Genomic DNA, 21,368 nt, shown 5'->3' on the forward strand with positions numbered 1-21,368 from the left:
CGGGCGGAGGCGCCACTCGGGGTGAGTGCCGTCGACCCGCTCCGGGGCAGCCGATCGCGGCTGCCCCGGAGCGGGAAGAAGGGGGCGTCCGTTCCCGCCGCCCCGGAGAGCGTCAGGCGCGGGCGGCCTGGGCGGCACGCCGGGCCTCGCGGCGCTCGACGAAGCGGGAGGCGGTGGTCTCCATGCGGGCGAGGAACTCGGCGAGCTCGTCGCGGGCCTTCTCGCCGTCGGCGTCGAGGTCCTTCATGTCGAACACGGCCCACTGGCGCAGCACCGGCATGAGCACGTCGTCGAGGTGCAGGCGCAGGTCGTAGATGCCGGCGTTGGCGATGATCATCGCCTTGCGGGTGAAGCCCTCGATGCCGGTGCCGGGCATCTGGAAGGTGGTGACCACGTCGGTGACGGCGCGCATGGTCTGACCCGGGGTGAGCTGGAAGGCCGCGTTGAGCAGGTTGCGGTAGAAGAGCATGTGCAGGTTCTCGTCGGCGGCGATCTTGGCGAGCAGCCGTTCGCAGTTCGGGTCCCCGGAGGCCTTGCCGGTGTTGCGGTGCGAGATGCGGGTGGCCAGCTCCTGGAACGAGACGTAGGCCAGAGAGTGCAGCACGCCCTCGTAGGAGTTGGTGAAGCCCTCGCCCATGTGGGTCATCCGGGCCCGCTCCAGGGCGACCGGGTCGACCGCCCGGGTGACCGTCAGGTAGTCGCGGATGGCGGTGCCGTGCCGGCCCTCCTCCGCCGTCCAGCGGTGGACCCACGTGCCCCACGCCGCGTCACGGCCGAAGGTGGTGGCGATCTCGTGGTGGTAGCTGGGGAGGTTGTCCTCGGTCAGCAGGTTGACGATGAGGGAGATCCGCGCCTCCTCCGGGATGGTCGAGTCGGTCTCGGCCCAGGCCTCGCCGCCGAACACGCCGTCGTAGTCACGGCCTTCGGACCACGGGACGTACTCGTGCGGGAACCACTCCTTGGCCACCTTGAGGTGCCGGTCCAACTCGCCCGCCACGACGGGCTCAAGCTCGTGCAGCAGCTCGGTCTGGCTGAACTCTCGCATAAGGCTCTCCCTCGCAGTCTACGCAACCGTAACCTACGTTAACGTAGGTAAATCCTCCTCCCGTAAGTGTGATTGGCCCTATTTATTGCCGTCAGGTTTGTGGTGTTCCCACTTGTGGCGGTGCCGCTCGTGGGGAACGGAGATCCGCCGAACCCGTATCAGTGCGTGGTCGCGGCGGGCTCCGGCCCGGCCCCCACGACCTGTGCCCGCGCACTCCGTAGCTGTTCCGGGAGACGATCGCGCACTGGCGCCGGGTCGGCAACCGCACGCTGATCGCGATCGCGCTGCGCAACCTCGTCCCGCTGCTCGTCCGGACAGGCATGGACGAGGCCGCGGTGACGCTCGCCGCGACGTTGCGGCGGGCGTCACCGGGTGACTCATACGGAGCCGAGGCCGAGCGGCTCGCGCTGATGCTGGAGGCCGTCCGCGCCCGGCTGGGCGGCGGCCGCCACGCCGGGGCCGAGCTCACCGGCGCCGGCAGGTCGCTGGAGGAGACGGCCGACCACGCCCTGGCCGTGCTGAACGCCCACGCCGCGGGCGGCCAGGAGGACCAGCACGATCTCGGAGAGCATCAGCAGGCGTTCGACCAGGCCGTAGTAGGCGGGGCCGTCGATCAGATCCGCGGTCAGCGAGCCGGGGTGGGCCGCTAGGAACGCCGCCAGCAGAAGCACCGAGAGCACGCTCACCGCCGAGAGCACGGCGTCGCCGGAGCGGCGCCCGAGCAGCCGGCCCGCGCACGGCAGCGCGGTGAACACCACGGCCGCCGACCAGCGGTGGATCTCCCCGGTGATCGAGACGACCCCGGGTGCGGCGTCGGTGGGGAACGACGCGGTCAGCAGCAGGCCCAGCGCCGAGGCCACCAGCAGCACCCGGGCCGCCGCGCTGCCGGCCGGATCCGTCCTGGCCAGGCCGTACGCGGTCCACAGGCAGCCGGCCGCCAGCGCGAGCGTGCCGCCGACCAGGGCCCAGGCGGTGTCGTCCAGCAGCGCGTAGTCGCTGATCAGGCCCGTCATCGGGTCCACCGCGCCACCCGCGGCCAGGTGCACCCAGGCCATCGCCAGCAGGGCGAGCACCGCCCCGCCCATGCCGAGCCCGCGCCAGACCGGCTCCGGGCCCCGGCTCGAGTCCGCACCGCTCATCGGGCCACCTCCCGGTAGATCTCCTCGAACCGGGCCAGGGATGCCTGGTGGTCGTGGGTGAGCGCGATCGCGCGGCTCGCCGCGCCCATGACGGCGCGCAGGCCCGGCGAGGCGAGCAGGCCGGTCAGATGCCGGGCCAGTTCCTGGACGTCGCCGGGCCGGAACAGGTGACCGTTCTCACCGGGGCGGACCAGGTGGGGCAGGGCCATCGCGTCGGCGGCGACCACCGGCAGCCCGGTGGCCATGGCCTCCAGCGTGGCGATGCTCTGCAGCTCGGCCACGCCCGGCATGGCGAAGACGTCGGCGGCGGCATAGGCCTGGGGGAGCTCCTCGTCGGGAACGAACCCCAGGAAGAACACGTGGTCGCCGACCCCGATGCGCCGCGCCAGCCGTTCCAGCGCGGCCCGCTGCCCGCCGGTGCCGACCAGCGCGAGCTGGGCGTCACTGCCGTTGAGGATGTACGGCAGGGCGCGGACGAGCTCGTCCAGCCGCTTCTCCTCGTCCAGCCTGCCGACGAACAGCACGGTCTCCCGGTCGGGCAGGTCGAACGCCTTGCGCGCCCACATCCTGGGCTCCGCCCGGGGCTGGAACCGGCCGAGGTCGATGCCGCACGAGACCGGCTCCACCGGCGGGGCGAACCCCTTGTCCGTGAGCAGCCCGGCCGCGATCCGGGTCGGCGTGGTCACCCGGTCCGCCCGCGAGAAGACCCGGTTGAAGTCGCGCCAGGCGAGCTCGCCCGCGCGGTCGCGGAGCCGCTCGGGGATGTGGGCGAACTGGAAGAGGTTGTCGGGCATGAAGTGGTTGGTCGCCACCACCGGGAGGCCCCCGCGCCGGGCGGCCGCGATCGCCGCGCGGCCGACCACGAAGTGCCCTTGCACGTGGACCACGTCCGGGGCGAGGGAGTCGATCAACCGGTCGAGCCTGGCCGGCACCGAGACCCGCATGGTCGGGTGGACGAGCAGCGGGGCCGAGCGCAGCCGGTGCACGGTCACCCCGTCGACGCGATCGGTCCTGGCCTGGCCGGTGTCGGAGGCGCAGACCACGTGGACCTCGTTGCCCCGCTCGGCCAGGCCGCGGGCCAGCCGGTGGGTGAAGTAGGCCGCGCCGTTCACGTCCGGAGGGTAGGTGTCGGTCCCGATGAGCACCCGGCGGGGCCGGGTGGCGGGAGGCCCGGGAACGGAAGCGGCGCCGCGGGCGGCGGAAGGGGAGACGGCGACAGGTGAGGGGGCGGCGGTGACGGCCATGGAGGGGGCTCCGTTCGTCGGGCTGTCGGGGGTCGTCGGGCTGTCGAGGATCATCGGGCTGCCGGGCCGGAAGCGGGTGACATCGGGGTGGTGCGGGCCAGGGCGACGGTCCCGGCGGCGGTGAGCGCCGCCGCCGCCAGAGCGGTGAGCAGACTCGTCGCGCCGGTGGGCAGGGGCTCGCCGAGCAGGAGCGCGCCGAACGTGACGGCGGTCAGCGGGTCGGCCACCTGCAGGGCGGCGAAGGCGACGCCGAAGTGGCCGATGGCGTAGGCGCGCTGCAGCAGGGCCAGCGCGATGAGGGCGGGCACGGGGGCCGCCGCCAGGAACCAGAGCTCCCGGTTGCCGTCGACCAGGACGCGGGCGAGGGTCGCGGTCGCGCCGTACAGCACGCCCGCCCCCGTCGCGAGCAGCACGGCCCGCGCGGCGGGGGAGGCCCGCCGGGCGGCGGCCCACAGGGCGAGGGCGGCGGCGGCCGCTCCCCCGAGCAGGGCCACCGCCTCCCCGGTGCCGAGGTACGGCGAGCCGGAGTGCTGGGGCACGACCAGCACCAGGCCGACGAGCCCGACGGCGATCACGGCCGCGGCGCCGAGCTCGCCCGGCCGGATCCTGCGGCGGTGCAGGGCGGCGGCGCAGGGCAGGGCGAACAGCAGGCTGGCCACGCCCATCGGCTGGACCACCGTGAGCGGGCCGTAGGCGAGCGCGACGACGTGCAGGGCCGTGCCCGCGCCGATCGCCAGGCCGCCCAGCAGCCACCGGGGCCGGCGCAGCAGCCGGCGCACGGCGGGCCCGGACGTGCCCGCCGCCTCGAACTGCTGCAACGCGGCGCCGAGTGCGAAGAACAGCGATCCCAGCAACGCCAGTCCGGCCGCCAGCACGGTCATGCGCACTCCCCTCACAGCAGATCAAGACATGGCGAGATGACCGCGACGCCTCACGGAGGCGTCCGGACGGGGTCTTCCGGTGAACTAGTGGCAGCGTCCCGCGTCGGGGAGGCCCGGAACCATAGGGGATCTCCCTGACTTCGGTGGGAGTGCCCTGAGATCTGCGTCGGGGGAGCGGACGGACCGGGACGGTCAGTCGGCGGTGGCGTAGGCGGGCTGCTCGCCCTCCTCGGGGACGGCCCGGCGGCGGCGCGTGTACCGGACGACCTCGACGATCACCGTGATCGTCACCGCGATGCCGAGTCCGAGCAGCAGGCCCTTGATCGGGTCGTGCTCGAAGGCCGCGCCGCCCACGTAGCCGATCAGGCCCGAGTAGACGGCCCAGGAGACGGCGGCGATCCCGTCGAAGAAGGCGAAGGAGCGGCGGGGGTAGGTGACCGCGCCCATCGTCAGTGTGCAGGCCGTACGGCCGCCGGGGATGTAGCGGGCGACCACGAGGACGAGCCCGCCCCTCTCCGCCAGTGCCTGCTCGGCCCAGGCGAACGCCTTGCGGCTGCGCCTGCCGTTGCGCAGCCTGTTGTTGGTGGTGCGGCCGATGGCGTAGGAGATGTGGTCACCGGCGAAGGCTCCCAGCGCCGCCACCAGGATCACCAGCGCCACGTCGGGCGCGCCGGTGGAGGCGGCGAACACGCCTGCGGTGATCACGGACGTCTCGGCGGGCACGATCGGGAAGAACCCGTCGAGCATCGCCAGCGCGAACAGCGCGAGATAGATCCACGGCGAGGACATCGCCTGCTGGACCGCGTCGAGGATGGCCTGCGTCATGACCGGGGCTCCATGGGGCTCGGGGGAATCTCTACAGCACGGTGACGGCCCGGCGATCTCAGGACATCGGGAAGATCCCCGAAGTCCGCGGGGCGCGCCCCTGAGATCCCTCAGGGACCCGTCATGTGAACCGTAGGAATTCTGCCGTCTTCCGGACATCACACCAACGGCCGCAGCGACCCCCTACTTTCGTCGGGGGCCGGCCGTTACCGGCGGCGGAGGGCGGGGTCCAGGCGGGCTTGTACCGTCGCAGGGTGATCAGAAATCGTGGGCGCAGGCCCTCCGGCTCGCCGGTTCGACGGGCGGGAGGGGACCTGCTCCTCTGGGCGGTCCTGTCCTTCGTGATGCTTCCCGTCCCGCCGGTCCCCCCGTGGTGGGGGCCGGTCGACGGCCGGACGGAGGCGTGGGCGGCGGTGGCGGGGGCGGTGTTCCTGGCGGCGGCCGTGCTCGCCCGCCGCCGGGCGCCGCTGGCCGTGGCGCTGGCCGTCCTGGCGGCGGGGTCGATGGACCTGGGCGAGGGCGTGGCCACCGCGACGCTGTGGGGACTCGACGAGCAGGTGAAGCTGGCCCCGCTGAACGGGTTCACACTCGCGGTCGTCGTCTTCAGCTACCTGTCCGGCCGCCGGGCGGCCGCCGTGTGGCCCGCCGCGCTGGCCTACGCGGCGATCCTGGCGGCGGGCACCGCCGTGGCCGTCGCCTGGCCCCCGGAGCCGGGCTCGCCGGTGTCGGCGTTCTGGATCCCCGCCCTGTCCGGGATGCTGTTCAGCGCGGTCCTGCCGTGGGGGACCGGCCTGCTCGTGCGGCAGCGCGCCGAGGCGCGGACGCGCGAGCGGCAACTGGTCGCCGCCCAGGCGGGACTGCGCGAGCGCAACCGGATCGCTCAGGACATGCACGACTCGATCGGGCACGACCTGGCCCTCATCGCGCTGCGCGCCGCCGCCCTGGAGGTGGCGCCCGACCTCGACGAGCGCCATCGCAGGGCCGCCGGGGAGTTGCGCGCCGCCGCGGCCGAGACCACCGAGCGCCTGCGCCGGACCATCGGCGTGCTCCGCGAGGGGGAAGCGCCGCCGCTGGCCCCCTCCCGGGAGAGCGTCGTGGAGATCGTGGACAGGGCGAGGGACTCGGGGATGCGGGTGGAACTGCGCGGAGAGGGGGGACTGCGGGACCGTACGGCCTGCGGGGTCGTCCAGGAGGCGCTGACCAACGCCGCCAAGCACGCCCCCGGCGCCCCGGTGACGGTCGAGGTGCTCGGCGGCACCGGTGGGATCGCGGTGGCCGTGACCAGCCGTGCTCCGGCCGCCCCGGTCGCCCGCGCCGCCGGGGGAGGCATGGGCCTGATCGGGCTGCGCGAGCGGGTCCGGCTCGCCGGAGGAACGTTCGAGGCGGCTCCCGGCCCGGACGGCTTCCGGGTCGTGGCGCGCTTCCCCCGCCAGGGCGGAGCCGTTCCCGGCGGGGGAAGCGCCCTCCCCCTTTCGGGCGGAGCCGTCTCGTGGGAGGGCGGGGCCGGATGATCCGGGTGCTGCTGGCCGACGACGAGACCATGATCCGGGCCGGTGTCCGGGCCATCCTGGCCGCCGACCCGGAGATCGAGGTGGTCGCCGAGGCGGGCGACGGGCGGGAGGCGGTCGACCTGGCGCTCGCGCACCGCCCCGACGTCGTCCTGCTCGACATCCGCATGCCCCGGCTGGACGGCCTGGCGGCGGTCGCCGAACTGCGCAGGGCCGTACCGGGGACCGGTGTGCTGATGCTGACCACGTTCGGCGAGGACGAGTACATCGCCCGGGCGCTGGGGGAGGGGGCGAGCGGGTTCCTGCTCAAGTCCGGGGACCCGCGCGAGCTGCTGGCCGGGATCCGCGCCGTCGCCGAGGGCGCCGCCTACCTGTCCCCGCGCGTCGCCCACCGGGTCATCACCGAGCTGACCGGCGGCCGGATGTCCCGTGCGGCGGCGGCCCGCGACCGGGTCTCCGTCCTCACCCCCCGCGAGCGCGACGTCCTCGCCCTGGTCGGGGCCGGGCTGTCCAACGCCCAGATCGCCCGCAGGCTGCACCTGGTCGAGGGCACCGTCAAGGCCCACGTGAGCGCGATCCTCACCCGCCTGGACGCACGCAACCGCGTCCAGGCGGCGATCCTCGCCTACGAAGCCGGCATGCTCGCCCCCGACAGCGCCCCGGGCACGGGAAGCGGACAGCCGTACGGGCCCGCCTCGTAGGGACCGCCGGAACCGATCTCCCCCGTGCGGGGGAGACGGTTCCCCTCACGGCGGGAGGGGCGGGGAGACCGGGGACGGGAGGGTCGGATCATGACCACGCAGTTGATCGACGACGCCCGGACGGGAGCGCTCCGCCTGACGGCGAGTGCGGTGGCCGCCGCGGGCATGCTCCCCTATCTCACCCTCAAGGTCATCTGGCTGACCGGCGGCTCTCTCGGGATCAACGATCCCGAGGTCCTGGAGGACAGCGGCTTCTTCGGCCTCAACCTGCTCACCTTCAGCATGGACGTCGTCGCGCTGCTCATCGCGATCGCCTTCGTCCGGCCCTGGGGACGGCGGATCCCGGCCGGGCTGGTCCTGCTGCCCATCTGGGTCGGGACCGGCCTGCTGTCCACGATCCTCGTCCAGGCCCCGCTGAGCAGCCTGGTCGGCGTGCTGAGCGGGACGCCGCTCCTCCCGCCGGGCGGGCCCGTGGCCGGCTGGGTCTACCTCGTCGTCTACACCGGCTTCTGCTGCCAGGGGCTCGGTCTCATGATCGGTTTCCAGTACCACGCGCGCCGCCGCTGGCCCTGGGTGTTCACCCTGCGAACCTCCGACGACACGGCGAGCGCGACGCGGGAAGTGCAGTCCTTCGTCGCCCGGGGCACCGTGGCCGTCGCCGGAGTCCTGTCGACCATCAACCTCGCCTGGCTCCTCGGCGTGACCTACGGCCTGCCCGCCGAGACGGTCGCCCGCCGTTCCTTCGCCTTCTACCTGAACATCGGCATCAACGCGGCGTTGCCCGTCGCGGCGGCGGCGGGACTGCTGATGATCGTCCGCGGCCGCTCGGCGCGGCCGCTCTGGGTGCCGGTGACACTCGCCTGGATCGGCTCGGGCGCGATGTTCGCCTGGTCCCTCTACGGGATGATCATCACCCTGACGCCGAGCCCCCTGAACTCCGGTGGCGACCGCGGCATGGTCGACCTCGTCACCCTGTTCACCCTCCTCACGGGGGCCGTCGTCGGCCTGTCGGGGATCTTCGCCCTCGCCGGGCGCGCCGCTCGGGCTCGATGACCCCGGCGCCGGGGCGCGGAGGCCGGGAGGGGACCCGTCTCGGGGCGGCCGCCGCCGGGCCGTGCCCCGGAGCCCGGTCCGCAGGTGTCCGCCGTACGGCCCGTCACAGGGTGAGCCGGTAGTGCCGCTGGGTGCGCCACTCGGCCATCAGGACGGTGGCGTCGTCCTGGAGCCGGTCCTGCTGGTGCTCCAGGAGGGTGTGGATCAGCCGGCGCAGGGTTTCGGGAGCCGCCATGCCGTCGGCCTCGCGGCGGATGACGAAGTCGGCGAAGCGCTCCAGGCCGAACAGCTCGCCGTCGGGGCTCTTGGCCTCGATGACGCCGTCGGTGTAGAACAGCAGCCGGTCGCCGGGTTCGAGCTGGTAACGGGCGGGCTCGGCGAACACGCCCAGCCCGAAGCCCATCGGCGGGTCCGGCTCCGTCTCCAGCGTGGCCACCACGCGTCCGCTCCGCAGCACCAGCGGCGGATGGTGGCCCCGGTTGACCCAGGTCAGCAGGCCGGTTCGGGTGTCCAGATCGGCCAGGATCCCGGTGGCGAACCGGGCGCCGCCGAACTGCTCGGCGATGGCCGCGTCGATCCGCTCGCTGATCGCCGGCAGGTCGGCGTCCTGGCGGCGGTGGTTGCGGCACGCGCCCATCGCGATGGTGGCCGTCAGGCCCGCGGCGGTGTCGTGCCCCATGGCATCGAAGATCGACAGATGGAGGACGTCACCGGCGAGGCTGTAGTCGAAGGCGTCCCCGCCCACGACGTAGGCCGGCTCCAGAGCGGCGCTGACGATCACCCGCTCGTTGGCGAAGGTCCGGGCCGGCATCAGAGTCCACAGCACCTCGGCCGACAGCTGCATCGGCTGGGTGCGCACCAGCCGCGCGTAGGTGTCGCTGAAGGAGCGCTTGGCGGCCAGCAGCAGGGAGATCAGGGAGGCCAGCTGGCCGGCCCGCCACCTGGTGATCTCGTCGTCCGCGGGCACGGTCACGGCCATCACGCCGAGGCGCTCGGTGCCGTCCAGCAACGCCACCCACAGCCGCCGCGGCCCCTCGCCCCCGGCCGGTGTCAGGGCTTCGGCGCCGGAGGAATCATCGGTGGTGCGGACCTGGACGATCTCCAGGTTGCGGAAGGCCCGTCCCGCCATGGTGGTGTCGATGCGGATGCGCTCCAGGGGCCTGCCGTCCTCGTCCTGCTGGCCGGGGACCGGCACGAGGAACTGCTCCTGCAGGTCGACCACGTACAGCATCGTCTGGGAGAAGCCGACGAGCCCGGCGTGCTCGGCGACCAGGCCCGGCAGGTCCTCCAGGGAGGCCAGGTGGTTGGCGGACAGCAGGCCGCCCAGCATCCGCTCACCGCCGCTTTCCACCGGAGCGCTCCTTCCTCGTCCTGACGTCTCTCCTGCCTGTGCCGGTGCCGTCGGCATCACCGGATCGGCTGCGGGGTTCACGGAGAATCCGGCGGAGGGCTGGGCAGCACCAGGCGTACGTGGACTCCGTCGCCCGGTTCGCTCTCGATCCGCACATCGCCGCGGTTCATCCGGATGACCTCCTTCACGATGGCCAGGCCCACCCCGGTGCCGCCGATCGCGTTCTCCTCGGCCTCGGGGGCGCGGTAGAAGTCCTCGAAGACATGGGGCAGGTCATCGGCGCCGATGCCGATGCCGGTGTCGCGGATCTCCACCGTGGGGGCGGGCCGGTCCAGGACGGTGACGTCGACCGCCCCTCCGGACGGTGTGAATTTGATCGCGTTGTCCAGCAACTGGGTGAGCGCCTGGTCCACCCGTCTGGCGTCGGCCCACGCCGTCACCTCGTTCCTGGAGTGCAGGGTGAGGGTCACGCTGTTGTTCCAGGCCTTGCCGAGGGCGTCGACGACCGCGTGGCGGGCCAGTTCGGTCAGGTCGACGCGGGCCGGGTGGAAGGGGGCGGTGCGGGCGGTGAGGCTGGACAGCAGGAGCAGCTCGTCGATCAGGTGCAGGATGCGGTCGCTGTTGCGCTCGATCACACCGAGGAACTCCTGCTCGGTGGCCTCGTCCAGGTCGCCGTCCTGGATCAGCTGCAGGTAGCTGCTGATCGCGGTCAGCGGGGTGCGCAGCTCGTGGTTGACGGTGCGCAGGAACCGCTGCTTGAGCTCTTCGGCGTCCTGCAGTTGCCGGGCCGCCTGGCCGGACAGGCCGGCGTAGTGGCGAAGCCGCAGCAGGTCGGCGGCGTAGTCGGCCAGCTCGGCCAGCGCACGGCGCTGCCCGGCGGTCAACCGGCGTGGACGCTGGTCCAGCACGCAGACCGTGCCGAGTGCCTGACCGCGGCTGCCGACCACCGGTGCGCCGGCGTAGAACCGCGCGTGCGGCTCTCCCACCACCACCGGGTCGTCGCGGAAACGAGGGTCGGCCAGCGCGTCGTGCACCTCCAGCACCTGCGGGCCGGTGACGGCGTGGGGGCAGAAGGGCAGCCGCTCGATGCCGGACGCGGGACGTCCCGCGCGTCCTTTGACGTGCTGGTCGTCGGCGCCGAGGAGGTTGACCAGCGCCATCGGAGCCTGGCAGAGCTGCGCGGCCAGATCGGCGACGGCGTCGTAACGCGGCTCGTGCACCGGCTCCAGCGCCCCCAGCTCGTCGAGCTCCTCCCGCCGTCGGGCTGGGTCGGGAGGCACTGGTCCCTGCCCCATCGCCGCTCACCCCCGCCCTGCGTCTCCGTAGAGCATTCCCATTCCCCCTGAGGGAGCGGGGGAGCGCCGCAGGCACGGTCCGGCGGGTAAAAAGCACCCCATGATGGCCGGTCCGCCGGGGACCGGCCCCGGTGCGCGAGGTCAGGCGGCGGCGGGATCGTGCTGCAGGCGGCGCAGGACCCGGCGGAAGGCCCAGACGGAGAAGGCCGCGGCGGTCCCGGTGATCGCGGCCACGGCCGAGGTGCGGATCAGCAGATAGGTGCCGATCGACTGGTGGAGCAGCAGCCAGATGCTCACCGTGGAGTTGGCCAGCAGGACGAAGGCCCACAGCAGGGTGATGCGGGCGAAGAACCGGCGGACCCGCTCGTTGCGCAGCACCGCCGAGGGCAGGTGGACGTAGTCGAGCGTCAGCTTCTGCACCAGCGGGTGGCGCAGCCGTACCGAGGCGAGGAAGACCATGCTGATGCAGATCGTGCCCAGCTCGGGCTGGAGGAAGAAGACCACCGTGCTCCCGGACCAGAGCCCGATCATCGTGCGGAGGGTGATCGCGAGGGCGGCGAGGAACATCGTCGCGGGTACCCGGACGCGTCGGACGAGCCGCCACCCTATCCCGGTGTACACCCAGGCGGCCGCGGCGATCATCGCGCCGTTCTCCCCCAGCGCGGCCAGCGCGGCGTAGAAGACGGCCAGCGGGGCGACGACGCCCTCCAGGAGCCGCGGTGCCGCCTGCCGGGCGAGCACGGTGAGGCGGGGGAGGGCGAAGGGCTGGTGGTTCACATGTGGCTCCACGGGACGGCGAAACGACCGGCGCTGGGAGTTCGCGCCTACCCCGGAGAGGGACGACCAGACATGCCGGGGACCGGTGACGGGCTCGCGGGAGGGCTGCTCCGGAGTGCGCCGGTCACCGGAGGCCGGGGAGCGGTCCGGGGTCAGCCGACGGTGGCGGAGGCCAGCTTCGCGCCGAAGCCGACGAAGAGCGCGCCCGCGGCCGAGGTGAGCCCGGCCGCCAGCCTGCGCCGCTGCCGGAACTGCGCCGCCAGGTAGGTGCCGGCGAAGATCAGCGTGGTCAGGTAGAGCATGCTGAAGATCTGCAGGATCGTGCCCAGGACGAGGAACGACAGGGCCGGCGTGGCATAGCCGGGGTCCACGAACTGGACGAAGAAGGTGATGAGGAACAGGATCGCCTTCGGGTTCAGCAGGCTGACGATGAGTGCCCTGCGGAACGGGTTCGACGCCGCCTCCAGGGCCTCCGCCTCGGCCTGCGCCTCGGGGGCCCGCCACGAGCGCCAGGCGCCGCGCAGCATCTGCAGCCCCATCCACGCCAGGTAGGCCGCCCCGGCGTACTTCACGACCGTGAACAGCACCACGTTGGTCTTCAGCACCGCGGCGGCCCCGGCCGCCGCGAGGGCCATCAGGACCGTGTCGCCGACGAACACCCCGGCCGCCCCGAGGTACCCCTGCCGCACCCCGCGCCGGGCGGCGGTGGTGAGCACGTACAGGGAGTTGGGGCCGGGCAGCAGGATGATGAAGAACGCACCGGCCACATAGGTCCAGATGTCGATGACGCCAAAGAACATATGGTGCTCCTGGGGGCAAAGGGGATCCTGGTCCACGGTACCCCCACCAGGTGCTTCGCCGGTCCGGAGGGCTGTCAGGCGAGGTCGGCCAGGGGCTGGACGCGGTGGGGAACCACGGTGGACAGCGTGATCACGGTGCTGCTGCGCCGTACGCCGGGGATCGCCAGGGCGCGGTCGATGACCTGCTGGACGTGCTCGTGGTCGCGGCCGGCGAGGCGGCACCAGACGTCGCCGGGGCCGGTGACGATGTGCGCCTCCAGCACCTCGGGGATCGCGGCCAGCGCGGCGGAGATGTCCGCGCGGGAGCCCTGCTCGACCTCCAGCGTGGTGAAGGCCTGGACCGGGTAGCCGAGGGCGCTGGGGGAGAGGTTCGGGCCGAAGCCGGTGATCACGCCGTCGGCGACCATCCGGTCGAGCCGGGCCGAGACCGTGCCCCGGGCGACGCCGAGGAGGCGGGCGATCTCCAGCAGGCCGGTCCGGGGGCGCTCGCGGATCAGGTGGAGCAGCCTGCGGTCGAGATCGTCCAGGCCGTTCCTCCGGGCTGCCAATCTGTCCACCTCCGGACTGGGGGCCGTGGCCGGCACTGCCGATCCGGCAGCGAAACGGCCAGGGTGTTGCCCGGTCTGCCGGTGCGGCCCAGACTACGCCTGCACATCCGCCACCCGTTCCCGGTCGTGCCTGAACGCGGGCATCCGTTCCGGGCCGCACCCGCGCACTCTGGAGGCCACCATGGCACGGCAGCACTCCCACCCGTTCGTCCCGTACCGGCCGGTCCGGTACCCCGAGCCGGAGATGATCGCCCGGGGCCGGGAGTTCTACGAGCACCTGGACACCCGCCGCAGCGTGCGCTTCTTCAGCGACGAGCCGGTCCCCCGCGAGTGCGTCGAGCTGGCGGTCAGGACGGCCGGCACCGCGCCGTCCGGGGCCCACCAGCAGCCGTGGAAGTTCGTGATCATCGGTGATCCGGAGACGAAGCGGCGGATCAGGCAGGCCGCCGAGGCCGAGGAGCGGCGCAACTACGAGGGCGGGCGGCTGACGCCGGAGTGGCGCGAGGCCCTGGCTCCGCTGGAGACCGGCTCCGACAAGGGCTACCTGGAGACGGTGCCGTGGCTGGTGGTGTGCTTCGCGGAGAAGTACGGCCTCCGCCCGGACGGCACCCGGGTCAAGCACTACTACGTCAACGAGAGCGTCGGCATCGCCTGCGGGTTCCTCATCGCGGCGCTGCACACGATGGGCCTGTCCACACTCACGCACACGCCCAACCCGATGGCGTTCCTGAGCGAGATCTGCGGGCGGCCGGGCAACGAGCGGCCCTACATCCTGTTCCCCGTCGGCTATGCCGCTCCCGACGCGGAGGTCCCCGATCTGGTCCGCAAACCGTTCTCGCAGGTGATCGGCTAGGGCGGGCGGGAGACCGGCGGCGGCGGGGCGCGCGGACCTGGAACGTGCCCGTCAGGTTCGTTGAAAGCCGAAGTTTTTGGGCCTTGTGAGCGGCTCATGTCAAGGCTACGATCGCGACAACTCTTAGGAAACTTTCCTAAAAGAAATTCCGAATGGGAGTCTCCATGGCCCGTTCGAATCCATCTCTACAGACATTGAGCTGCGGAAACTCAAAGACGAGAACCGTCGCCGCCCGAGGCCCGGCCACCTGGACGCCTCACACCCCCCTCTTTCCTCCTTCACGGGAGCGATCATGCGACGTCCCCTCCCTTTACCCGGTCTGACGGGCCCTGCAAGCTTCGCCGGCAGGCCCTCCGCCCCGGGCGCCCCCGCGTGGGCCACCCGCCGCCAGGCCGGCACGGGAGCGGCGGGCCGCCCGCGCTGACCTGCGGTCCGCGCCGATCCACGGCACCCTCCCGCCGTTCCTGCAGGCGGGAGCGTGCCCTCCTCGTCGTACGGCTTGCGCCTGCCCTCCCCGCACCCCGGGGAGCACCCCCGCAAGGCGCAAGCCGTACGGCCACCCCCCACCAGAGTTCACGAGGTCAATGTGAAATCCCGTCTCATCTCCCGATCTCTCGTCGCCCTGACGGCACTCCTCCTGACCGCACCGGTCGCTCCCCCCGCCCAGGCCGCCGGCTCCGCCACCGCCACCTTCACGAAGGTCGGTGACTGGGGTTCCGGCTTCGAGGGCAGGTACACGATCAAGAACGGGACCGCCTCCACGATCAGCTCGTGGAAGGTCGAGTTCGACCTCCCGGCGGGAGTGGGCGTCGGCTCCTTCTGGGACGCGACCCTGACCCGCAGCGGGCAGCACTTCACCTTCTCCAACGTCGGCTGGAACGGCACCCTCGCCCCCGGGGCCAGCGTGACCTTCGGCTTCCTCGGCTCGCCCGGCGGGGCGGCGGCCGTACCGGCCGGCTGCAAACTCAACGGGGCCGACTGCGGCGGCGGCGACGGCCCGACCGATCCCGTGCTGCCCGGCAAGCCCGGCACCCCGATCGCGACCGGCGGCAGCAGGAGCATCGCGCTGTCCTGGACCGCCTCCAGCGGGACCGTCACCGGCTACCGCGTCTACGAGGGCACCGCGGTCAAGGCGACCGTGACCGGGACCAGCGCCACGGTCTCCGGACTGGGCGACTGCGAGACGCACACCTACACCGTCAGGGCCTACAACGCGGAAGGGGAGTCGCCCGCCAGCGCCGAGGCGACCGCCACCACCACCGGCTGCGCGCCGAGCCCGCTGCCCAAGCACTTCCTCACCGGCTACTGGCACAACTTCGACAACGCCGCCGTCGAACTGAAGCTCTCGGCGGTGCCGGCCGCCTACGACCTGGTCGCCGTCTCCTTCGGCGAGGCCACCGCCACCCCCGGCGAGGTCGTCTTCGGCGTGGACCCGGGCCTGTCGGCCTCCCTCGGCGGCTACACCGACGCCCAGTTCAAGGCCGACGTCAAGACCCTCCAGTCACGCGGCCAGAAGGTCATCCTCTCCGTCGGCGGCGAACTCGGCCGGGTGCAGGTGGCCAGCGCCACGGCGGCGGCGACGTTCGCCGACACCGTCCACGGGCTGATGCAGCAGTACGGCTTCGACGGCGTGGACATCGACCTGGAGAACGGCCTCAACGCCACCTACATGGGCCAGGCGCTGCGGGCGCTGCGCGCCAAGGCGGGCGCGAACCTGATCATCACGATGGCCCCGCAGACCATCGACATGCAGTCGACCGGCGCGGAGTACTTCAAGCTCGCGCTGAACATCAAGGACATCCTCACCGTCGTCCACACCCAGTACTACAACTCCGGCTCCATGCTCGGCTGCGACCAGATGGCCGCCTACTCGCAAGGCACGGTCAACTTCATGACCGCGCTGGCCTGCATCCAGCTCGAGAACGGCCTCCGTCCCGACCAGGTCGCGCTCGGCCTGCCCGCCGGGCCCGGCGCCGCCGGCGGCGGGATCGTGGCCCCCGCCCTGGTGAACCAGGCGCTGACCTGCCTGGCCACCCGGACCAACTGCGGCAGCTTCGTGCCGCCGCGCGCCTACCCCGGCATCCGCGGGGCGATGACCTGGTCGATCAACTGGGACGCCTCGAACAACTGGAACTTCTCCAAGACCGTCAAGCCGCACCTCGCCACCCTCCCCTAGGAATGATCATGAGACTACGTCGAACGGCCTTCGCCGTACTCGCCGCCGTGGCGGTGACCTCCGCCGGCCTCACCACCGCGGCCACCGCGGCCACCGGGGCCACGGCCGCCACCGCCGCACCCCGGACGGCAGCCGTGTTCGCCGCCCCGGCGTGGCAGGCCTGGACGGCCTACTCCGCCGGCACCCGGGTCAGTCACAACGGCGTCGAGTACGAGGCCCTCCAGAGCCACACCTCCCAGCCCGGCTGGGAGCCGCCGAACGTCCCGGCCCTGTGGAAGGTCGCCTCCGGCGGCGGCCAGCCCGGGGCGCCCGGCCAGCCCGGCGCCCCGTCGGTCACCGGCGCGACCGACTCCTCGATCTCCCTGAGGTGGGGCGCGTCCTCCGGCACGGTGACCGGCTACCGCGTCTACGAGGGCACCAGCCAGCGGGCCCAGGTCACCGGGACCGGCGCCACGATCTCCGGCCTGGGCACCTGCACCACCCACACCTACACCGTCAAGGCCTACAACACGCAGGGCGAGTCGGTCGCCAGCAGCCAGGTCACCGGCACCACCACCGGCTGCGTCGACCCGCAGCCGCCCGGCAAGATGCCCGGCGCGCCGTACCTCTACATGGGCTGGGGCAACCCGCCGAGCCCGTCCAGCGTCATGAGCGCCACCGGGGTCAAGTCCTTCACCATGGCGTTCATCCTGTCCAGCGGCGGCTGCACCCCCGCCTGGGACGGCAACCGGCCGCTGACCGGCGGCGCCGACGCCCAGGCGATCTCGCAGATCAAGGCCGCGGGCGGCAGCGTGCAGATCTCCTTCGGCGGCTGGAGCGGCAACAAGCTCGGCCCGAACTGCTCCACCCCGGCCGCCTTCGCCGGCGCCGTGCAGCAGGTGATCAACGCCGTCGGACCCGCGGTGGTCGACTTCGACATCGAGAACACCGACGAGTTCGAGAACTACACCGTCCAGGACCGCATCCTCAACGGCCTGAAGATCGTCAAGGCGAACAACCCGAACGTCAAGGTCGTCGTGACCTTCGGCACCACCCGCACCGGCCCGAACTCCCACGGCCTCCGCCTGATCAACCAGGCCAAGGCGCTGGGCGTGCCGATCGACAACTACACGATCATGCCGTTCGACTTCGGCAGCTCGAACATCTACACCGACACCGTCAACGCCGCCGAAGGCCTGAAGAACGCGCTGAAGTCCGCCAACAGCTGGACCGACGCGCAGGCCTACGCCCGCATGGGCATCTCCGGCATGAACGGCCTGTCCGACCAGCAGGAGCTGACCTCCCCGGCGACCTGGCAGCAGATCACGAACTGGGCCAGGTCCAAGGGCCTGACCCGCCTGGCCTACTGGTCGGTCAACCGCGACCGCCCCTGCCCGGGCGGCGGCGTGACCTCCAACTGCAGCGGCATCGCCCAGGCCGACTGGGAGTTCACCAAGATCACCGCAGGCTTCTAGCCGGTACGGCCCGCGCCCCGCGGTCCGGGGCGCGGGCCGTACGCGCGTGACATCCCACGACACCCCCCAACTGAGCCTCGTGAGGCAGGTCATGAACCAACGATCGGCACGGATGCGGCTGGCGGCGGTCGCCGTCCTGGCGCTGGGCGGGGCGATGCTCGCCGCCACGCCCGCGCACGCCGCGAACATCACCGCCAACCCCGGCTTCGAGGACGGGCTGACCGGGTGGACGTGCTCGGCGTCGTCGGGCGCGACGGCGGTCTCCTCGCCGGTGCACGGCGGCTCCAAGGCGCTGCAGGCCACCCCGGCCGGGTCCGACACCGCCCGCTGCTCACAGGTCGTGCCGGTCAAGCCGAACTCGTCGTACTCGCTGTCGGCGTGGGTACGCGGCGGGTACGTCTTCCTGGGCGCGAGCGGCACCGGGACGACCGACACCAGCACCTGGGCGTCCTCGCCGTCGGCCTACACCCAGCTGAGCCGGACCTTCACCACGGGCGCCGCCACGACCTCCGTGACGATCCACGTCAACGGCTGGTACGGCCAGGGCGCCTACCAGGCCGACGACATCGTGCTGGACGGCCCGCCCGGCGCGGGACAGGCCCCGCCCGCGCCGACCGGCCTGACCGGCACGGGGACCGTCACCACGGCCACGCTGAAGTGGAACGCCGTCGAGGGGGCGACCGGCTACACCGTCTACCGCAACGGCGCCAAGGTCGCCACGGTCACCGGCACCGCCCACACCGAGAACCCGCAGCCCGGCACCTACGACTACCAGGTGACCGCCTCCAACGCGGCAGGCGAGTCGCCCAGGTCGGCGGCGGTCCCGGTGACGGTCGGCAACGACCAGCCCCCGCCCCCGCCCGCCCCGACCGGCCTGACCGGCGGCGTCGGCGGCCTGAGCGTCGCGCTGAAGTGGAACGCCTCGGCGGGGGCGACCGGCTACACCGTCTACCGGGACGGCGCCAAGGTCGCCACGGTGACGGGCGCCGCCCACACCGACAACACACCCGCCGCCGGCACCTACGCGTACCACGTCAAGGCCTTCCACCAGACCGGCGTCGAGTCCGGCGCCTCCAACACCGTCACGGTGAGGACCGTGAGCGACCCGCCGGCGGGCGGCCGGCTCCTGGTCGGTTACCTGCACGCCTCGTTCGCCAACGGCTCCGGCTACGTCCGGATGGCCGACGTGCCCGGCGAGTGGGACGTCATCAACCTCTCCTTCGGCGAGCCCACCTCGGTGACCTCCGGGGACATCCGGTTCACCCGGTGCCCGGCGACCGAGTGCCCCAACGTCGAGTCCGAGGCGGACTTCACCGCGGCGATCAAGGCCAAGCAGGCCGCGGGGAAGAAGGTGCTGATCTCGATCGGCGGCCAGAACGGCCAGGTCCAGCTCACCACCGCCGCCGCACGCGACGCGTTCGTGCGCTCGGTGAGCGCCATCATCGACAGGTACGGCCTCGACGGGCTGGACATCGACTTCGAGGGTCACTCGCTCTACCTCGACAACGGCGACACCTCGCTGAGCAACCCGACCACCCCGGTGATCGTCAACCTGATCGCCGCGCTGAAGACGCTCAAGGCCAGGTACGGTGCGAAGTTCGTGCTGACCATGGCTCCGGAGACGTTCTTCGTCCAGCTCGGCTACCAGTTCTACGGCCCCGGCCCGAACGGCGCCGCCGACCGGAGGGCCGCGTCCTACCTGCCCGTCATCCACGCGATGCGGAACGACCTGACCCTGCTGCACGTCCAGGACTACAACTCCGGGCCGATCAAGGGCCTGGACGACCAGTTCCACACCATGGGCACGCACGACTTCCACGTGGCCATGACCGACATGCTGCTCGCGGGCTTCCCGATCATGGGCAACCCGAACAACGTCTTCCCCGCCCTGCGGCAGGAACAGGTCGCCATCGGCCTGCCCGCCGCGCCCTGGGCCGGCAACGGCTTCACCACGGTGGCCGAGGTGCACAAGGCCTTCGACTGCCTCGCCAAGGGAGTGAACTGCGGGCCGTACAAGCCGAAGGGGGTCTACCCGAACCTCCGCGGCCTGATGACCTGGTCGATCAACTGGGACAAGTACAACGGCTTCGAGTTCTCCCGCAACCACCGGGCCTACCTCGACAGGCTCGGCTGAGAACCCCTCGCCGCCGGGAGAGACGGACTCCCGGCGGCGAGGCCCCGCCGCGATCCGGACCGGGCCACTCCCGCCGCTCCGCCCTGCGCCGGACGGCGGCCGGAACCTGGGAGGGAGGTCTCGTTTCGGCGTTCGAGTGGTTGTTCGCTCGTGACTTCCGGCAGGCTAGTCGCCGTCATGGACTACGCAATTCCCACGGGGATCATCCTCGTCACAGGTGTCGTGCTCGCTCTGGTCGCGCAGTGGAGGGGCTGGCGCCCCTCGCTGCCCGTCGTGCTCGCGGTCGGAGTCGTCTTCCGGGTGCTCATCATGGTCTTCGCGGCGAAGAGCCAGTGGCAGCCGGTCGACTTCGTCAACAGCTTCAAACCCGCGGGCGAGGCGGTCCTGAACGGGGAGGACCCCGTCCTGGGGAGCAAGGGCGGCTGGCACTTCCTGCCGACCATCCCCTACGTGTACGGCCTGCTGCTGTGGCTGGGCATCCCCTGGGAGTGGGGTGGCCGCCTGGTCACCGTGGTCGCCGACATCGTCCTGATCCCGCTGGTCGGCAAGCTCGCCGGAGGCTCCGCCGCCGGCCTCCGCGCCTTCCAGTACGCCTGCAACCCCCTGGCGATCCTCGTCGCCTCCCTGCACGGCCAGGTCGAGCCGGTCGCGCTGGCCTTCGGCGTCGCCGCCTTCGTCGTGGCCCGCGGCCCCGGCGACCCCGACCGGCCCGGCCTGCGCGACGACCCGGTCACCTCCGTCCGGCGGGCCGTCGCGGCCCACGGGGTCGGCGGCGCCGTACGGCAGGCGCTGGCCCACGGGATCGGCCGTGCCGTGCGGCAGGCGGTCACCCGGGCGGTCACCCCGCGCGAGGGCGACCTGGCGGCGCTGCGCCGGGCGCTCTTCGCGGGACTGCTGATGGGCCTGGCCCTGTGCGCCAAGAGCTGGCCCATCTGGCTGATCCCCGGCATGCTCCTGCTGCTGCCGACCGTCCGTGCGCGGGCCGTCGCGTTCGCGGCCACCGGTATCGCGCCGGTCTTCTTCATCGTCACCGAGCCCCTCCTCCTGGACGCCTCTCTGGGCGAGATCACCCAGGCCCTGCGCACGATCGGGGACATCCGCCCGATCGTCGGCGAGTGGGGCTACAGCGCGATCCTCGTCGGCGGCGAATGGACGCTCCATTCCGGGATCGCGAAGTTCGGCACCTGGCTGATCTACGGCACGCTGCTCGTGGTCGCCTTCCTCTGGCGCCGCGCCGACCCGGTGGACCTCACCACCGCCGTGCTGCTCGCCTTCATGGTGGTCACGCCCCGCCTCGGCGCGCAGTACCTGCTGTGGTTCATGCCGTTCCTCGTCGCGCGGCCCACCCCCGCCCGCTTCGCCTGGCCCGCGATCATCGGCGTCTGCCTGTGGGCCGGGTACGGCTACCTGCCCATGACCCAGTCCTGGGAGATCTGGGCGGCGCAGCATTCGGGATGGGCCCAGGCCTCCGTGGTGCTGCTGCCGATCCTGGCCTACGCCATGCCCTGGGACCGCCGCGTCTCGGTCGCCTGCGAGTGTGAAACGGGGGAGGCGCCCCGGCCCGCCGTTCCCGCGGCCGTCTGA

Annotated in this window: 18 protein-coding genes; 8 read left to right on the forward strand and 10 right to left on the reverse strand. The window is 72.4% G+C overall.

Translation table 11 applies throughout. From position 1 onward, the window contains the following. Nucleotides 1-112: 112 nt before the first annotated feature. The 5 genes from HS041_RS12665 to HS041_RS12685 all read right to left on the reverse strand — a co-directional run bounded on the left by HS041_RS12665 (nt 113) and on the right by HS041_RS12685 (nt 5,134). Nucleotides 113-1,045 (reverse strand): acyl-ACP desaturase, encoded by a 933-nt coding sequence (locus HS041_RS12665; protein ID WP_196440663.1) that lies wholly within the window; start codon nt 1,043-1,045, stop codon nt 113-115. 377 nt (nt 1,046-1,422) lie between these two features. Beyond that, complete coding sequence (locus HS041_RS12670; protein WP_196440664.1) at nt 1,423-2,184, reverse strand: DUF998 domain-containing protein; 762 nt, start codon at nt 2,182-2,184, stop codon at nt 1,423-1,425. Next, nucleotides 2,181-3,428 (reverse strand): glycosyltransferase, encoded by a 1,248-nt coding sequence (locus tag HS041_RS12675; protein ID WP_196440665.1) that lies wholly within the window; start codon nt 3,426-3,428, stop codon nt 2,181-2,183. The genes HS041_RS12670 and HS041_RS12675 overlap by 4 nt, the downstream gene beginning before the upstream one ends. 50 nt (nt 3,429-3,478) lie before the next feature. Then, nucleotides 3,479-4,309: a DMT family transporter gene (locus HS041_RS12680; protein WP_196440666.1), complete on the reverse strand. Its 831-nt coding sequence runs from the start codon at nt 4,307-4,309 to the stop codon at nt 3,479-3,481. Between the two features lie 192 nt (nt 4,310-4,501). Next, nucleotides 4,502-5,134 (reverse strand): DedA family protein, encoded by a 633-nt coding sequence (locus tag HS041_RS12685; protein ID WP_196440667.1) that lies wholly within the window; start codon nt 5,132-5,134, stop codon nt 4,502-4,504. 254 nt (nt 5,135-5,388) lie between these two features. On the opposite strand from HS041_RS12685, the gene HS041_RS12690 reads away from it, so the two are divergent. The 3 genes from HS041_RS12690 to HS041_RS12700 all read left to right on the forward strand — a co-directional run bounded on the left by HS041_RS12690 (nt 5,389) and on the right by HS041_RS12700 (nt 8,396). Further along, on the forward strand, nt 5,389-6,645 hold the full coding sequence (locus HS041_RS12690) for a sensor histidine kinase (protein ID WP_196440668.1): 1,257 nt from the start codon (nt 5,389-5,391) through the stop codon (nt 6,643-6,645). Beyond that, the gene (locus tag HS041_RS12695) at nt 6,642-7,343 is read left to right on the forward strand and encodes a response regulator (RefSeq protein ID WP_196440905.1); all 702 of its coding nucleotides are present in this window, start codon (nt 6,642-6,644) and stop codon (nt 7,341-7,343) included. Before HS041_RS12690 ends, HS041_RS12695 begins: the two co-directional genes overlap by 4 nt. A gap of 90 nt (nt 7,344-7,433) precedes the next feature. Beyond that, nucleotides 7,434-8,396: a hypothetical protein gene (locus HS041_RS12700; RefSeq protein WP_196440669.1), complete on the forward strand. Its 963-nt coding sequence runs from the start codon at nt 7,434-7,436 to the stop codon at nt 8,394-8,396. A 103-nt stretch (nt 8,397-8,499) separates the two neighbouring features. Here HS041_RS12700 and HS041_RS12705 read toward each other — a convergent pair whose 3' ends face one another. The 5 genes from HS041_RS12705 to HS041_RS12725 form a co-directional block, all read right to left on the reverse strand. Continuing rightward, nucleotides 8,500-9,747, reverse strand: a complete 1,248-nt coding sequence (locus HS041_RS12705; protein ID WP_307845257.1) for a PP2C family protein-serine/threonine phosphatase — start codon at nt 9,745-9,747, stop codon at nt 8,500-8,502. A gap of 77 nt (nt 9,748-9,824) precedes the next feature. Then, on the reverse strand, nt 9,825-11,027 hold the full coding sequence (locus tag HS041_RS12710; RefSeq protein ID WP_196440670.1) for a sensor histidine kinase: 1,203 nt from the start codon (nt 11,025-11,027) through the stop codon (nt 9,825-9,827). 156 nt (nt 11,028-11,183) lie between these two features. Further along, nucleotides 11,184-11,819: a VC0807 family protein gene (locus HS041_RS12715; protein ID WP_196440671.1), complete on the reverse strand. Its 636-nt coding sequence runs from the start codon at nt 11,817-11,819 to the stop codon at nt 11,184-11,186. 152 nt (nt 11,820-11,971) lie between these two features. Next, nucleotides 11,972-12,619: a leucine efflux protein LeuE gene (gene leuE, locus HS041_RS12720; RefSeq protein WP_196440672.1), complete on the reverse strand. Its 648-nt coding sequence runs from the start codon at nt 12,617-12,619 to the stop codon at nt 11,972-11,974. 74 nt (nt 12,620-12,693) lie between these two features. Beyond that, nucleotides 12,694-13,167 (reverse strand): Lrp/AsnC family transcriptional regulator, encoded by a 474-nt coding sequence (locus HS041_RS12725; protein ID WP_196440673.1) that lies wholly within the window; start codon nt 13,165-13,167, stop codon nt 12,694-12,696. A gap of 181 nt (nt 13,168-13,348) precedes the next feature. On the opposite strand from HS041_RS12725, the gene HS041_RS12730 reads away from it, so the two are divergent. From HS041_RS12730 to HS041_RS12750, 5 genes are all read left to right on the forward strand, one after another. Continuing rightward, nucleotides 13,349-14,020 (forward strand): nitroreductase family protein, encoded by a 672-nt coding sequence (locus tag HS041_RS12730; protein ID WP_196440674.1) that lies wholly within the window; start codon nt 13,349-13,351, stop codon nt 14,018-14,020. 586 nt (nt 14,021-14,606) lie between these two features. Further along, the gene (locus tag HS041_RS12735) at nt 14,607-16,196 is read left to right on the forward strand and encodes a chitinase (RefSeq protein WP_196440675.1); all 1,590 of its coding nucleotides are present in this window, start codon (nt 14,607-14,609) and stop codon (nt 16,194-16,196) included. 8 nt (nt 16,197-16,204) lie between these two features. Continuing rightward, a complete protein-coding gene (locus tag HS041_RS12740) occupies nt 16,205-17,650 on the forward strand; it encodes a carbohydrate-binding protein (RefSeq protein ID WP_196440676.1) in 1,446 nt (481 codons plus the stop codon). Nucleotides 17,651-17,741: 91 nt separating this feature from the next. Continuing rightward, on the forward strand, nt 17,742-19,784 hold the full coding sequence (locus tag HS041_RS12745) for a carbohydrate binding domain-containing protein (protein ID WP_230878535.1): 2,043 nt from the start codon (nt 17,742-17,744) through the stop codon (nt 19,782-19,784). Between the two features lie 177 nt (nt 19,785-19,961). Beyond that, nucleotides 19,962-21,368, forward strand: coding sequence for a hypothetical protein (locus tag HS041_RS12750; RefSeq protein WP_196440677.1), 1,407 nt, complete (start codon nt 19,962-19,964; stop codon nt 21,366-21,368).

Source organism: Planomonospora sp. ID67723 (genome assembly GCF_015711605.1).
Classification (GTDB): domain Bacteria; phylum Actinomycetota; class Actinomycetes; order Streptosporangiales; family Streptosporangiaceae; genus Planomonospora_A.

Excerpts from the sequence above, each read along its gene's own strand:
- HS041_RS12665 (WP_196440663.1), bottom strand. The coding sequence starts at position 1,045 with ATGCGAGAGTTCAGCCAGACCGAGCTGCTGCACGAGCTTGAGCCCGTC.
- HS041_RS12670 (WP_196440664.1), bottom strand. The coding sequence starts at position 2,184 with ATGAGCGGTGCGGACTCGAGCCGGGGCCCGGAGCCGGTCTGGCGCGGG.
- HS041_RS12675 (WP_196440665.1), bottom strand. The coding sequence starts at position 3,428 with ATGGCCGTCACCGCCGCCCCCTCACCTGTCGCCGTCTCCCCTTCCGCC.
- HS041_RS12680 (WP_196440666.1), bottom strand. The coding sequence starts at position 4,309 with ATGACCGTGCTGGCGGCCGGACTGGCGTTGCTGGGATCGCTGTTCTTC.
- HS041_RS12685 (WP_196440667.1), bottom strand. The coding sequence starts at position 5,134 with ATGACGCAGGCCATCCTCGACGCGGTCCAGCAGGCGATGTCCTCGCCG.
- HS041_RS12695 (WP_196440905.1), top strand. The coding sequence starts at position 6,642 with ATGATCCGGGTGCTGCTGGCCGACGACGAGACCATGATCCGGGCCGGT.
- HS041_RS12700 (WP_196440669.1), top strand. The coding sequence starts at position 7,434 with ATGACCACGCAGTTGATCGACGACGCCCGGACGGGAGCGCTCCGCCTG.
- leuE (WP_196440672.1), bottom strand. The coding sequence starts at position 12,619 with ATGTTCTTTGGCGTCATCGACATCTGGACCTATGTGGCCGGTGCGTTC.
- HS041_RS12730 (WP_196440674.1), top strand. The coding sequence starts at position 13,349 with ATGGCACGGCAGCACTCCCACCCGTTCGTCCCGTACCGGCCGGTCCGG.
- HS041_RS12740 (WP_196440676.1), top strand. The coding sequence starts at position 16,205 with ATGAGACTACGTCGAACGGCCTTCGCCGTACTCGCCGCCGTGGCGGTG.
- HS041_RS12745 (WP_230878535.1), top strand. The coding sequence starts at position 17,742 with ATGAACCAACGATCGGCACGGATGCGGCTGGCGGCGGTCGCCGTCCTG.
- HS041_RS12750 (WP_196440677.1), top strand. The coding sequence starts at position 19,962 with ATGGACTACGCAATTCCCACGGGGATCATCCTCGTCACAGGTGTCGTG.